This is a genomic window from Actinacidiphila glaucinigra (assembly GCF_035918135.1).
GTDB lineage: Bacteria > Actinomycetota > Actinomycetes > Streptomycetales > Streptomycetaceae > Actinacidiphila > Actinacidiphila glaucinigra.
The window spans coordinates 4,826,207-4,839,403 of record NZ_CP109144.1 but is presented as its reverse complement, the minus strand read 5'-3'; the positions used below and the strand labels follow the sequence as shown (position 1 = coordinate 4,839,403).

Here is a 13,197-nt window from a genome sequence, read left to right as displayed (position 1 = left end):
CCTTCGTACGGATACACCCATCCTCCCTCACGGCGGGCCGCTCCGTGCAAGCGCGGCCCGCCGTACCCCCTTCGCGTGGGATTCGCGCGGGAGGCCTCAGAGGGTCTTGCCGGTGGTGGCGCCCACCAGCAGCCGGTCGCCGGCCCGGTCGACCCGCACCGTGTCGCCGTCCCTGACCTCGCCGGCCAGGATCTCCCTGGCCAGCTGGTCGCCGATGGCGGTCTGCACCAGGCGGCGCAGCGGGCGGGCTCCGTAGGCGGGGTCGTTGCCCTCCTCGGCGAGCCAGTCCAGGGCCTCGTCGGTGACGTCGAGGGCGATCCGCCGGTCGCGCAGCCGGACCGCCAGGCGGTCGGTCTGCAGCCGGGCGATGCGGCGCAGCTCGTCCTTGTTCAGGGCGCTGAAGACCACGATGTCGTCGAGCCGGTTGAGGAACTCGGGCTTGAAGGACGCCCGCACCGTCTCCAGCACGCTCTCCTTCTTCTGCTCGTCGCCGAGCACCGGGTCGACCAGGTACTGACTGCCGAGGTTGGAGGTGAGGACGAGGATGGCGTTGCGGAAGTCGACCGTACGGCCCTGGCCGTCGGTGAGCCGGCCGTCGTCGAGCACCTGGAGCAGGACGTCGAAGACCTCGGGGTGGGCCTTCTCCACCTCGTCCAGCAGCACCACGGAGTACGGGCGGCGGCGCACCGCCTCGGTCAGCTGACCGCCCTCCTCGTAACCGACGTAGCCGGGCGGGGCGCCGACCAGGCGGGCGACGGAGTGCTTCTCCCCGTACTCGCTCATGTCGATGCGGACCATGGCCCGCTCGTCGTCGAAGAGGAAGTCCGCCAGCGCCTTGGCCAGTTCGGTCTTGCCGACGCCGGTCGGGCCGAGGAAGAGGAAGGAACCGGTCGGGCGGTCGGGGTCCGCGATGCCGGAGCGCGCGCGGCGCACCGCGTCGGACACCGAGCGCACGGCCTCGGACTGGCCGATCAGGCGCTTGCCGAGCTCGTCCTCCATGCGCAGCAGCTTCTGGGTCTCGCCCTCCATCAGGCGGCCGGCCGGGATGCCGGTCCAGGCGGCGACCACGTCGGCCACGTCGTCCGGGCCGACCTCCTCCTTGACCATGGTGCCGCGCTTGGCCACCTCCTCGGCCTCGGTGGCCTCGGCGAGCTCCTCCTCCAGCTTCGGCTTCTCGCCGTACAGCAGCTTGGACGCGGCCTCGAAGTCGCCGTCGCGCTGGGCGCGCTCGATCCGGGTGGTCAGGTCGTCCAGGCGCTCCTTGAGCTCACCGACCCGGTTCAGTCCCTCCTTCTCCTTCTGCCAGCGGGCGGTCAGACCGCGCAGCTCCTCGTCCTTGTCGGCGAGGTCCTTGCGCAGCTTCTCCAGGCGCTGCTTGGAGGCCTCGTCGGTCTCCTTGTCCAGCGCCATCTCCTCCATGCGCAGGCGGTCGACGGAGCGCTGCAGCTCGTCGATCTCGACCGGCGAGGAGTCGATCTCCATGCGCAGCCGCGAGGCGGCCTCGTCGACCAGGTCGATGGCCTTGTCGGGCAGGAAGCGGGCGGTGATGTAGCGGTCGGAGAGCGTCGCCGCCGCGACCAGGGCGGCGTCGGCGATCTGCACCTTGTGGTGCGCCTCGTACCGTCCCTTCAGGCCGCGCAGGATCGCGATGGTGTCCTCGACGCTGGGCTCGGCCACCAGCACCTGCTGGAAGCGGCGCTCCAGGGCCGGGTCCTTCTCGATCCGCTCGCGGTACTCGTCGAGGGTGGTCGCGCCGACCATGCGCAGCTCGCCGCGGGCCAGCATCGGCTTGAGCATGTTGCCCGCGTCCATGGCGGAGTCGCCGCCGGCGCCCGCGCCGACGACGGTGTGCAGTTCGTCGATGAAGGTGATGATCCGGCCGTCGCTCGCCTTGATCTCCGCCAGTACCGCCTTCAGCCGCTCCTCGAACTCGCCGCGGTACTTGGCGCCCGCGACCATCGCGCCCAGGTCGAGGGCGACCAGGCGCTTGTTGCGCAGGCTCTCGGGCACGTCGCCCTTGACGATGCGCTGCGCCAGGCCCTCGACGACGGCCGTCTTGCCCACGCCGGGCTCACCGATGAGCACCGGGTTGTTCTTGGTTCGCCGCGAGAGCACCTGCACCACGCGCCGGATCTCGTTGTCCCGGCCGATCACCGGGTCGAGCTTGCCCTCGCGGGCCGCCGCGGTGAAGTCCGTGCCGTACTTCTCCAGCGCCTTGTACGTGCCCTCGGGGTCGGGTGTCGTCACGCGCTGACCTCCCCTGATCTGCTCGAAGGCGTCCTGCAGCCTGCTGCCGGTCGCACCGTTGTGGTTCAGCAGCTCACCGGCCGCGCCGCCCTTGAGGGCGATGCCGATGAGCAGGTGCTCGGTGGACACGTACGCGTCCCCGAGTTCCTTCGCCCGCGCCGCCGCGTCGGCGATCACGGCGAGCAGTTCGCGGTTCGCCTGCGGCGGCGCCACCGTGCTGCCCTGCACGCTGGGCAGCCCGCCCAGCAGCCGCTCGGCGCCGGAGCGCACCGCCGCCGCGTCCGCGCCGCTCGCCGCGAGGACGTCCAGCACGCTGTCGTTCTCCGGCTGCTCCAGCAGCGCCAGCAGCAGGTGCGCGGGGGTCAGATCCGCATGCCCGGCCGAGACCGCCTTGGTGTTGGCGGCGTTCAGGGCCTCCCGGCTCTTGTTGGTCAGCTCGGTGTCCACGTCCGCGTACTCCTCCTTCTCGACCCATCGAAGCTGCCTTTTCCAGCGTAAGACAAGTTGAGTCTATTCCACTCAAGGTTGGTTTTCCAAGGCGACGCCGCGGCGTTACGCGCGTCGCCCTCGGGTACGGCCGCTCCAGACCCCCCGCTCACCCGGGTACGGTCGGTCCCATGGCCATCGACCCCCGCGATCCCGACCCCGGCTACCTCGCCTTCTGGCGGGAGTACCTCATGAGCACCCTCACCACGCACCGCCCCGACGGCACCCCGCACGTCGTGCCGGTCGGCGTGACGTACGACCCGGAGGCCGGGGTGGCCCGGGTGATCACCAACAAGGCGAGCCGCAAGGTGGCCAACGTGCTGGCGGCCGGGCCGGAGGGCGCCCGGGTCGCGCTGTGCCAGGTCGACAAGGGGCGGTGGGCGACGCTGGAGGGCGTGGCCCGGATCAACACCGACCCGGACGCCGTCGCCGACGCGGTGCGGCGCTACGCCGAGCGCTACGGCCGCACCCCCGCCCCCAACCCGGACCGGGTCGTCGTCGAGATCGCGCTGACCCGCGCCATGGGCCGCGCCTGAGCCTCATCCGCCCCGTCGATCCCGTCCCGCAAACACCCCTGCGTGCTGCATGATTGACGCTCCGGCAGATTCGGACGACGTACGGCTACGGGGAGGTGCCCGGCTGTGGCACGGGTTGTGGGAATCGATCTGGGCACGACGTACTCCGCGGTCGCGGTGGCGGACCGGACCGGCACCGCGTCCATCGTCCGCAACCGCGAGGGCGAGAACATCACCCCCTCCGTGGTGATGTTCCAGGGCGACGTCGTCGTCGTCGGCTCGCAGGCCAAACGCTCCGCGGCCACCGCCCCGGACCACGTGGTGCAGTTCGTCAAGCGCTACATGGGCGAGCCCACCCCCGTCTACACCTCGGAGTCCGGCACCCCCTTCCGCCCCGAGGAGATCTCCGCGCTGATCCTCAAGCGGCTCAAGGAGGACGCCGAGATGATGCTCGGCGAGCCCGTCGAGCGCGCCGTGATCACCGTCCCCGCCTACTTCGACGACGCGCGCCGCAAGGCCACCCAGGACGCCGGCCGGATCGCCGGCCTGGAGGTGCTGCGGATCGTCAACGAGCCGACCGCCGCCGCCCTCGCGTACGGGCTCGACCAGGACGAGGACGAGCGTGTCGGCACCGTCCTCGTCTATGACCTGGGCGGCGGCACCTTCGACGTCACCGTGATGAAGGTCGAGGACGGCGAGTACGACGTCGTCGCCACCGACGGCGACCGCAACCTCGGCGGCTTCGACTGGGACGGGGCGCTGATGGAGCACCTCAACGGCGCCTTCATGGCGGCCGGCGGCCCCGACCTCACCGACGACACCGCCACCCTGGCCGAACTGCGCGACAAGGCGGAGATCGCCAAGCGCACCCTGTCCAACGCCCCGCAGGCGGTCGTCATGCTCTCGGCCGGCGGCCGGCACGAGCAGATCCGCATCACCCGCGAGAAGTTCGACGAACTCACCGCGGAACTGCTGGACCGCACCCGCATCCTCACCGAGGGCGTGCTGGAGGAGTCCGGCCTCACCTGGGACGACATCGACAAGGTGCTGCTGGTCGGCGGCTCCACGCGGATGCCGCAGGTCCCGGCCCTGGTCGGGCGGCTGTCCGGGAAGAGCGCGGAACGCGGCGTCAACCAGGACGAGGTGGTGGCCCTGGGGGCCGCGCTGATCGCCCTGGACGCGGAGGTCCGCGCCGAACAGGCCGCCGAGCGCAAGAAGTACATCGGCAGCGGCGCACACGTGGAGTCCGCCCCCGGCGACGGCCTCGCCCGGCTCACCAAGGGCAGGGTGAAGTCCATCAAGGACGTCACCTCGCAGTCCCTCGGCATGGTCGCCGTCCACGACGACTCCCCGCGTTCGCCGGAGTACAACGCGGTGATCATCCCCCACAACACCACGGTCCCCGCGAAGGAGAGCGAGACCTTCCACACGATCCGCGAGCGCCAGACAGCGCTGCGGGTGCAGGTCACCGAGGGCGAGGGCGAGGACCTGGACTATGTGAAGGTCGTCGGCGAGAGCACCCTGAGGATCCCGCCGTACCCCAGGGGCGCGCCCTTCGAGGTGTACTACGCCTACGACGTGGACGGCATCATCCACGTCGAGGTGAAGGACCTCACCTCGGGTGAGTGGCTCGGCGAGTTCGAGGTCGAGCGCCCGGACAACCTGGGCGGCGAGGAGCTGGAGGAACTCAGCGACCGCGTGTCCCGCACCGCGGCCCTCTGACCGGAGCGGGAGCCGACACGCCATGACCACGACGGACGTGCCCGACTACTACGCCGAGTTCGGCATCGGAACCGGCGACAGCGCCGAGGAGATCGGCAGGAAACTCGACCGCGAGCACCGCAGCTGGGCGGGGAAGGCGAGCAAGGCCCCCACCTCCGACAAGCGCCGCGAGGCCGAGGACAAGGTGCGGCGCGTGCTGGAGGCCCGCAAGGCGCTCACCGACCCCTCCGCGCGCGCCCTGTACGACCAGCGGCTGGCCCGCTCCCGGAAGAAGGCGCCGCGGCCCCGGGGGCCGGAGGCCGTACAGCCGACCCTCGGCGGCACCGTGCGCGACTGGGTGGGCATCGCCGAGCGGAACATCGCGGACGGCGACCTCCAGGCCGCCGAGTACGAGCTGCGCCAGGCCGTGCACCACGACGACCGCAACGCCTACGCCTGGCGGCTGCTGGGCGCCGTCCACCAGGACCTCGGCGCGTACCAGGACGCCCTCCAGGAGCACCGCAGGGCGCTCCAGCTGGCCCCGGACGACGCCGCGAACCACGTCCTGATCGGCAACGTCCACACCGCGCTCGGCGACCACCACACGGCCCTGACCTGGTACATGAAGGCCGACGAACTGTCCCCGGGCGACCTCGCGACCGAGCTCGCCCTCGGTGACGGCCTGTACGCCTCCTCGCGCTTCGACGAGGCGCTGACCTGGTACGAGAAGGCCCTCGCGCACAGCCCCGGCCACACCGGGCTGCGCGACCAGATCAGCCGCATCTGGTCGCTGCGTGCCGAGGGCGCGATGATCACCCACCCGGTCAGCCGCCGGCTGGTCGTCGCCTCCGAGGAGGCCGCCCGGCGCATCCTGCACTGCGTCGACCAGGGCCTGGCCGTACGCCCGGCGGACCCGGACCTGGTGGGGCGGCTGGACTACTACCGGGGGCTGGCCGCCGAGTCCCTGGGCAAGACCTGGCGGTGGCACAAGAGCATGCTCTGGGTCGTCGTCCCGGCCGTCGTGGTGCCGCTCACGCCGGGCAGGCCCTACGCCGTGTTCGTGGCGCTCGCCGCCCTCGCACTCGTCGCGTGGATCGGCTTCCGACCACGCTGGTGGCACACCCGCGCCTCGCTCCCCCGGAACCTCCTCACCCCGCCGCAGCAGTCCTGGAGCCGCGCATGAGCATCCCGCCGCCGCAGCCGCCGCAGCCTCCGCCGGTCCCGCCCGTGCCTCCGCCCGGGGCACCACCCCTTCCGGAGGTGCCTCCGCAGCCCCCCGCGCCACCCGTGCCGCCGGCACCGCGGGAGGAGACCGCCGCGGACCCCGCCCCGCAGGCCGCGGAGGAGCCCGCGCCCGACCCGTTCGCGGTGGTGGCCGACGCCGTCGACGGACTGCGCGAGGAGATGGCCGCGCTCGGCGACCAGTTCCGCCGCCGGCTGCTCAACGACCGCGAGGGGCGGCGCGGTCTGGACGAACTGCGCGCCGAGCTCGACCACACCCGCAGGGCCGCCGAGGGCCGGCTGGCGCAGCCGCTCCTCTACGACCTCGTCCTGCTCCTGGACCGCATCGACCGCCACCTCGGCGTCGACGGCGGCTTCGCCGACTCTGTCGGCGCCGAGCTGCTGACCCTCCTGGAGAAGTACGGCATGACCCGGATCCCGGTCACCGCGGGGCGCTTCGACCCCGCCCTCCAGGAAGCCGTGGGCACCGTCCCCGCGCCCCGCCCGGAGCTCGCCGGGGACGTCGCCGAGGTCGTACGGCACGGCTACCGCATGGGGGACCGCGTCGTCCGCCCCCAGCAGGTCCGCGTGCACGCGCCCGCGTGACCGGGGGAACCGAGCACCGAGCCGAGCACCCAAGCACCCCGAAGAGCCCAGGGAGCCCCGCATTGCCCAGGACCACTCAGCTGCGGACGTACACGATCAAGCCCGGGATGCTCGACGCCTGGCTCGGCCTGTGGCACACGGAGATCGTGCCGCTGCGCCGCGCCCACGGCTTCGAGATCGGCCTGGCCTGGGTGGACCGCGAACACAGCCGGTTCGTCTGGCTGATCGCCTACGACGGCGAGGACGGCTTCGCAGCGGCCAACGCCCGCTACTGGAACAGCCCCGAACGCGAACGGATGCCGCTGCAGCCCGAGGACTACCTCGTCGGCAGTGAGGTCCGCGACGTCGAACCAGCCTGAGCCGCCGCCCACATCGCGGCCGCCACCCACACCGGCAGCCACGCGGTCGCCACCAGGGCCCCCGCCCCGGCCGCCGCACCCGCGACGCCGATCCCCCGGCGCCGGGCCCACACGGACCCGGCGCCGCCCACCACCAGCAGAGCCGCCACCACCGGGACCGGCACCAGCCCCGCGTACCGCGGCACATCTACATCGCCGTACGCCGCGACGCCCACGCTCACCAGGACCAGCGCCATCAGGCCGGCGATCCACCACGGCCCCTCGCGCCGCGCGGCCAGCCGCAGACCGGCCCACATCGCCACGGTCGCCAGCCCCACGTCCAGCCCCTCGGCGCCCCGGCTCGCGCCGAGCGGCATCGCACCGGCCACCATTCCCACGGCCAGCCCCACCACGATCCCTGCTCCGACGCCCTTGTGCGGCATACGGACCGTCTTCCCCACCACGCGCCCCACACGCCCGCCCAGCCACGGGAGGCCACCCCTTCGGCGGACGCGGGACCGGGACGGCACGGCCTGATCACGAGCAACCGAATCGACTTGGCACGGGTGTTCGGGGCCTGCCAGGATCTCACTCCTCAGGGAGGGATCTTTGACCAAATCCATACGCGCCCGCGCCACCGCGCTCGCGCTCGCCACGACCGCCGCGGGCCTCGCGCTGCCGGCCGGCGCCGCCCACGCGGCGACCACCTGCTCCACCGGGGTGTGGGTCGCGTCGTACTACGCGAACACCACCTTCAAGGGCACCCCGAAGAAGACCGCCTGCGACACCTCGATCAACGAGAACTACGGCACCGGCGACCCCGCGGGCGTCACCCTGCCCAAGGACAACTTCGGCGTCCGCTGGAACCTCAGCCGCGACTTCGGCTCCGGCGGCCCCTTCACGTTCACCGCCGCGGCCCGTGACGGCATCCGCGTCTACCTCGACGGCACCCGCAAGATCGACCTCTGGAAGGACGTCTCCACCACCCGCACCAAGACGCTCAACCTCACGATCCCCAAGGGCAAGCACACCCTCCGCGTCGACTTCGCCGCGTTCAAGGGCAGCGCCAACGTCAAGTTCACGTACGCGCCGCGCACAACGGCGTCCGTGGACAAGACCAAGCCGCTGGCACCCACCGGCCTCAAGGCCCCGCCCAGCGGCCACGCCTTCACGCTCGCGTGGACGCGGGGCGCGGAGATGGACCTCGCGGGGTACCGGGTGCACCGCCGTACGGGTACGGGCGCCTGGACGCGGATCAGCGGCAGCGCCCTGGTGACCACCACGGGCTACCGCGACCTGCCGGCGGCCACGGGGGCCAAGTACTCCTACGCGGTCTCCGCCGTCGACAAGGCCGGCAACGACTCGGGCATGTCGACCGCGGTCACCGTCACGTCGATCGACGGACAGGCCCCGGCCGCGCCGACCGGCCTCAAGGCCGCGGTGACCGCCGACGGCAGGGGCTACGCGCTCACCTGGAGCCCGAACGCGGACACGTCGGCGTACCAGGTGTACCGGGCCACGTCGGCTACCGGCCCGTGGACGCTCCTCGACACCGTTGCCGCCCCGTCGTACACGGACACCAAGGTCGCCACCAGGACGCAGTACTTCTACACGGTCATCGCGATGGACGCCGCCACGAACTTCTCCGGCAGGTCGGCGGCCGCGAGTGCGGCCCCGCTGGCGATCCGGCCGGACGCGCCCCGCAACGTGGCAGCGGTCTCCTCCGGGAGCGTCATCAGCATCAAGGTGACCTGGAACCTTCCCAGCGAGCAGGCCGTCGGGTCGTACACGGTGTACCGCTCGACCACCTCGCCGGTGGACCCGTCCACCGCGACCGCCCTGAACTGCGCCATCCGCGGGGAAGGCGAACTCGGCGGGGACACCGCCCGGTTCAGCTGCACCGACGGCGAATCCCTGCGGCGCGGCGTGACGTACCACTACGCCGTCACCCAGACCGCCGACGGGCTCGAGTCACCCCTCTCCGGCGAGGCCGCTGTCGCCCTCCCCGGCGACGAGGAGCCCCCGGCCAAGGTCGCCGGCCTGACCGTTGTGCCGGCCGAGTACGGGGTGCGCCTGCACTGGGACCCCAACACCGAGCCGGACCTTGCCCGTTACACGGTCTACCGCGGTGAGGTGTACGAGGACGAGGAGGAGCGGGTCTGCCTCGCCTCCGCGGTCGACTGGCTGAGCCCGGGCACCACGGAGTACGTCGCCGAGCGGCTGCCCGACGGCGAGGAGGGCTGCTACTTCGTCGATGCCACGGACATCTGGGGCAACTCCCTCTTCCTCTCGGAACGCGACACCACTGTGGTGGAGTTCACGGAGCTCGACCTCACCCCGTCCGTCGGGACCCCCGAGGGCTCCCCGGTCGACCTGACCGCCCACGACGTCAGTGACGGCGTGCGGCTGGGATGGAACGACGTGGCCGACGCCGTCGGTTACCGCGTCTACCGCTGGGACCGCGACACCGGCCGCTACGAGAGCCTCACCTCGGAGCCGGTCACCGCCACCGCCTGGACCGACACCACCGCCGCCCGCGGCACCACCCACTTCTACTGGGTGCGCGCCGTGTACGCGGACGGAACGGAGTCGCTGCCCGGCGGGGGCTACGCGATCCGGACGCCGTGACGTCCTAGGACAACCGGAGAAGGGCGGGCCTTGCGATTATCGCAAGGCCCGCCTTACTCTGTAGGCATGGACCCGTTTGTCATCGAACGCGTACGCACCGTGATGGACGCGGCGGCGATGACCAAGGCCGCGTTCGCCCGGTCGGTCGGGCTCACGCCCGACAAGTTGTCGAAGTCGCTGAGCGGCGTGCGCCGCTTCACCTCGCTCGACCTGGCGCTGATCGCGGAAGCGGGCGGCACGACCGTGGACTGGCTGCTGACCGGCACCGAGCCGCTGCGCCCCGCGCTCGCGGCCCGTACGCGCGGCGACACCGCCGCCGACCCCGTGGGGGCGCAGGAGGTCGCGGCGCGGTTCGCCGCCGCCTACGAGGTGCTGGAACTGCTGGGCCGCTCGGCGGAGTTGCCGCCCGTACCCGAGGTGGACGCGGCGGCGGACCGGTACGCGGCGCAGGGCGAGCGGCTGGCGGCCGGGGTGCTGGGGCTGCTGCCGGCGGCGGAGCTGGGCACGGACGAGCTGATCGCGGCGATGGAGGACCGCTTCGGCGTGGACGTCGCCATCACCGCGCTTCCCCAGGGTGTGGACGGCCTGGCGTGGCAGGCCGACGCGTTCCGCCTGGTCCTCCTCGCGCCCACCGACCTGTGGACACGGCAGCGCTTCACCCTGGCCCACGAGCTCTGCCACATCCTCGCCAAGGACGCCCGGAGCGTGGTCGTGGAGTCCCGGGTCGCCCCCGGCAGGCAGAAGGACCTGGCCGAGGTGAGGGCCAACGTCTTCGCCTCGCATCTGCTGATGCCCGCGGAGGAGTTGACGCGTGCCACGGCGGAGGAGGCGGCGGAGGGCGGGCTCTCCGACGCCGGCTTCGAGCGGCTGGTCGTGCGCTTCCGGGTGTCACCGAGTGCGCTGGCGGCCCGGCTGCACCAGCTGGGGCTCGTCGACGCCGCGCACCGCAAGCAGCTGCGCGCCCTCACCACGGAGGCCTGCCACCTGCTCGCGGGCGCCGGCGACGCCTACCAGAAGCAGGCCTCGCGGGCCTCGGCGGAGCGCTTCCCGCCCCGTGTCGCCTCGGAGTTGTACAAGGCCTACCTTGCGGGGGAGACGACCCTGCGCCCGCTGGCCGCACTGCTGGACACGGACGTGGAGCGGCTGCACGAGCTCCTCGCGCCCGAACCGCCCCCGGGCAACGGCGTCGAGCAGCAGGACGCGGAAGAAGGGGATCCGGTCTTCCAGCCATGACCACGTGGTGGTTCCCCGACAACACCGTGCTGTGCAACTTCGCGGCCGTCGACCGGCTGCTCCTGCTGGAGAAGGTGCTGGACGGCCGCGGCCGCTGGACCCAGGCCGTGGCCTGGGAGGCCGCCCGCTCCGCGCGCTTCCTGCCGCGGCTGGCCGGGCTGGGGGAGGCCGGATGGCTCGGCGAGCCCGTGGAGATCACCGACGGCACCGAGTTGCGGGAGGTCGACCGGTTGCGCCGGGCCGTCTTCGGCGGCTCGTCCCACCAGCCGACCAAGCACCTCGGCGAGGCCGAGACATGCGTGCTGATCACCCGGCGCCGCGAGTTCCGGGGCTCGGTCTGGATCACCGACGACCGCTCGGCCCGCGACTTCGCGCGCCGGCGCGGCATCACCACCAAGGAGACCTTCGACCTGGTGCGTCAGGCGTGCGCAGAGGGGTTCGTGCCCGCGGCGGAGGGCCACCGCCTGCTGGAGGCGATGGTCGCCTCGGGGCGCCATCTGCACCACGTCTCGCGCGGCCCCGCCGACCTGCTCCCCTAGTAGGCCGTGCCGCCACATGAGCGGCGGCCGTTCACTCCGGCCGCTTGGGCCGCCACACCACCAGCGCGGAGGTCTGCTGGACGTCCTGGTAGGGCACCAGGTCGCGCCGGTACGAGGCGTGGACGGCGGCCTCGCGCTGCTGCATGGCCACCGCCGCGCCCTCGAGGGCCGCGGAGAGCTCGGCGACCCGCGACTGCAGGGCCGCCACTTGGTTCTCCAGTTCGATGATGCGCTTGATGCCGGCCAGGTTGATGCCCTCGTCCTGGGAGAGGCGCTGGACCTCGCGCAGGAGTTCGATGTCACGAGCCGAGTAACGGCGGCCGCGCCCGGCCGTGCGGTCGGGCGAGACCAGGCCGAGGCGGTCGTACTGGCGCAGGGTCTGCGGGTGCAGCCCCGAGAGCTGGGCCGCCACCGAGATGACGTAGACGGGGGATTCGTCGGTCAGCTCGTACGGGTGGCGACCCCGACCGCCACGCATGCCGCCGCTCGTGTTCATCGGGTCAGACTCCCTTCGCGGCCTGGAACAGCTCTGCCCGCGGGTCGGTGTCCGCGGTCGCCTCCCGGTACGCCTCAAGGGCGTCCAGCGCCTTGCCCTCGGTGGCCGCCGGGACGGCGACCTCGATCGAGACCAGCAGGTCCCCGCGGCTGCCGTCCTTGCGGACCGCGCCCTTGCCGCGGGCCCGCAGGGTGCGCCCGTTGGGCGTGCCCGGGGGCAGCTTCAGGGTCACGGGGGGACCGCCGAGCGTCGGGACCTTGATCTCCCCGCCCAGCGCCGCCTCCACGAAGGTGACGGGCACGGTGACGGTGAGGTTGTCGGCCTTGCGGCCGAACACCGGGTGCGCGTCGACGTGCACGGTGACGTAGAGATCGCCGGCCGGGCCCCCGCGCTCACCCGGCGCGCCCTTGCCGCGCAGCCGGATGCGCTGCCCGTCGGTGACGCCGGCCGGGATGCGCACCTGCATGGTGCGCGCCGAACGGGCCCGGCCGCTGCCGTTGCAGACCTCACAGGGGTCCTGCGCGATCAGGCCGCGGCCCTTGCAGTCCGTGCACGGGTCGGTGAGCGAGAAACTGCCGCTGCCGCCGCGCGAGACCTGGCCGGTGCCGACGCAGGTCGGGCACACCCTGGGCGTGCCGTTCTTGTCGCCGGTGCCGGAGCAGGCCTTGCAGGGGGCCTGGCTGGTCATCTTCAACGGAACGGTGGCGCCGTCCACGGCCTCGGTGAACTTCAGCGTCACCTCGGTCTCGATGTCCTGGCCGCGCCGCGGCTGGGTACGGGTGGTGGCGCCGCCGCGGTTGAACAGACCGCCGAACACGTCCCCGAGGCCGCCGCCGAAGCCGCCGCCCTGAGGGGGTGCGCCGCCGGGGCCACCACCGAAGAGGTCACCGAGGTCGAAGCCGAACCCGCCCGCGCCGGCCGGGCCGGCGCGGAAGCCGCCGTTGCCGAAGAGGGCGCGGCCCTCGTCGTACTCCTTGCGGCGCTTGGGGTCCGACAGGACGTCGTTGGCCTCGGAGATCTCCTTGAAGCGCTCCTCGGCCTTGGCGTCGCCCTTGTTGGCGTCCGGGTGGAACTCGCGGGCGAGCTTCCGGTACGCCTTCTTGATCTCCGCCTCGGTGGCGTCCTTCGGGACGCCGAGGACCTTGTAGAGATCCTTCTCGAACAAATCCCTGCTGATACTCATCCCC

Annotated in this window: 12 protein-coding genes; 8 read left to right on the top strand and 4 right to left on the bottom strand. The window is 72.4% G+C overall.

Features of this window, described 5'->3' with window-relative positions:
* Positions 1-96 precede the first annotated feature (96 nt).
* Positions 97-2,694 (bottom strand): ATP-dependent chaperone ClpB, encoded by a 2,598-nt coding sequence (gene clpB, locus OIE69_RS21665; protein ID WP_326574016.1) that lies wholly within the window; start codon positions 2,692-2,694, stop codon positions 97-99.
* A gap of 170 nt (positions 2,695-2,864) precedes the next feature.
* On the opposite strand from clpB, the gene OIE69_RS21660 reads away from it, so the two are divergent.
* From OIE69_RS21660 to OIE69_RS21640, 5 genes are all read left to right on the top strand, one after another.
* Complete coding sequence (locus OIE69_RS21660; protein WP_326574014.1) at positions 2,865-3,269, top strand: pyridoxamine 5'-phosphate oxidase family protein; 405 nt, start codon at positions 2,865-2,867, stop codon at positions 3,267-3,269.
* A gap of 105 nt (positions 3,270-3,374) precedes the next feature.
* Positions 3,375-4,970: an Hsp70 family protein gene (locus tag OIE69_RS21655; RefSeq protein WP_326574012.1), complete on the top strand. Its 1,596-nt coding sequence runs from the start codon at positions 3,375-3,377 to the stop codon at positions 4,968-4,970.
* Between the two features lie 22 nt (positions 4,971-4,992).
* On the top strand, positions 4,993-6,132 hold the full coding sequence (locus OIE69_RS21650; RefSeq protein ID WP_326574010.1) for a tetratricopeptide repeat protein: 1,140 nt from the start codon (positions 4,993-4,995) through the stop codon (positions 6,130-6,132).
* 77 nt (positions 6,133-6,209) lie between these two features.
* Complete coding sequence (gene grpE / locus OIE69_RS21645; RefSeq protein ID WP_326574007.1) at positions 6,210-6,776, top strand: nucleotide exchange factor GrpE; 567 nt, start codon at positions 6,210-6,212, stop codon at positions 6,774-6,776.
* Positions 6,777-6,838: 62 nt separating this feature from the next.
* A complete protein-coding gene (locus tag OIE69_RS21640; RefSeq protein ID WP_326574005.1) occupies positions 6,839-7,135 on the top strand; it encodes an NIPSNAP family protein in 297 nt (98 codons plus the stop codon).
* On the opposite strand, the gene OIE69_RS21635 is transcribed toward OIE69_RS21640, so the two are convergent.
* The gene (locus tag OIE69_RS21635) at positions 7,093-7,575 is read right to left on the bottom strand and encodes a hypothetical protein (protein WP_326574003.1); all 483 of its coding nucleotides are present in this window, start codon (positions 7,573-7,575) and stop codon (positions 7,093-7,095) included. The two genes, OIE69_RS21640 and OIE69_RS21635, sit on opposite strands and share 43 nt — an antisense overlap.
* Before the next feature lie 148 nt (positions 7,576-7,723).
* On the opposite strand from OIE69_RS21635, the gene OIE69_RS21630 reads away from it, so the two are divergent.
* The 3 genes from OIE69_RS21630 (at position 7,724) to OIE69_RS21620 (ending at position 11,514) form a co-directional block, all read left to right on the top strand.
* Positions 7,724-9,742: a PA14 domain-containing protein gene (locus OIE69_RS21630; protein WP_326574001.1), complete on the top strand. Its 2,019-nt coding sequence runs from the start codon at positions 7,724-7,726 to the stop codon at positions 9,740-9,742.
* Positions 9,743-9,808: 66 nt separating this feature from the next.
* Positions 9,809-10,975 (top strand): ImmA/IrrE family metallo-endopeptidase, encoded by a 1,167-nt coding sequence (locus OIE69_RS21625; RefSeq protein ID WP_326573999.1) that lies wholly within the window; start codon positions 9,809-9,811, stop codon positions 10,973-10,975.
* Complete coding sequence (locus tag OIE69_RS21620) at positions 10,972-11,514, top strand: hypothetical protein (RefSeq protein WP_326573997.1); 543 nt, start codon at positions 10,972-10,974, stop codon at positions 11,512-11,514. The genes OIE69_RS21625 and OIE69_RS21620 overlap by 4 nt, the downstream gene beginning before the upstream one ends.
* Before the next feature lie 31 nt (positions 11,515-11,545).
* Here OIE69_RS21620 and OIE69_RS21615 read toward each other — a convergent pair whose 3' ends face one another.
* Positions 11,546-12,010: a heat shock protein transcriptional repressor HspR gene (locus tag OIE69_RS21615; RefSeq protein ID WP_326573995.1), complete on the bottom strand. Its 465-nt coding sequence runs from the start codon at positions 12,008-12,010 to the stop codon at positions 11,546-11,548.
* A 4-nt stretch (positions 12,011-12,014) separates the two neighbouring features.
* Positions 12,015-13,193: a molecular chaperone DnaJ gene (gene dnaJ, locus OIE69_RS21610; protein WP_326573993.1), complete on the bottom strand. Its 1,179-nt coding sequence runs from the start codon at positions 13,191-13,193 to the stop codon at positions 12,015-12,017.
* Positions 13,194-13,197: the final 4 nt, after the last annotated feature.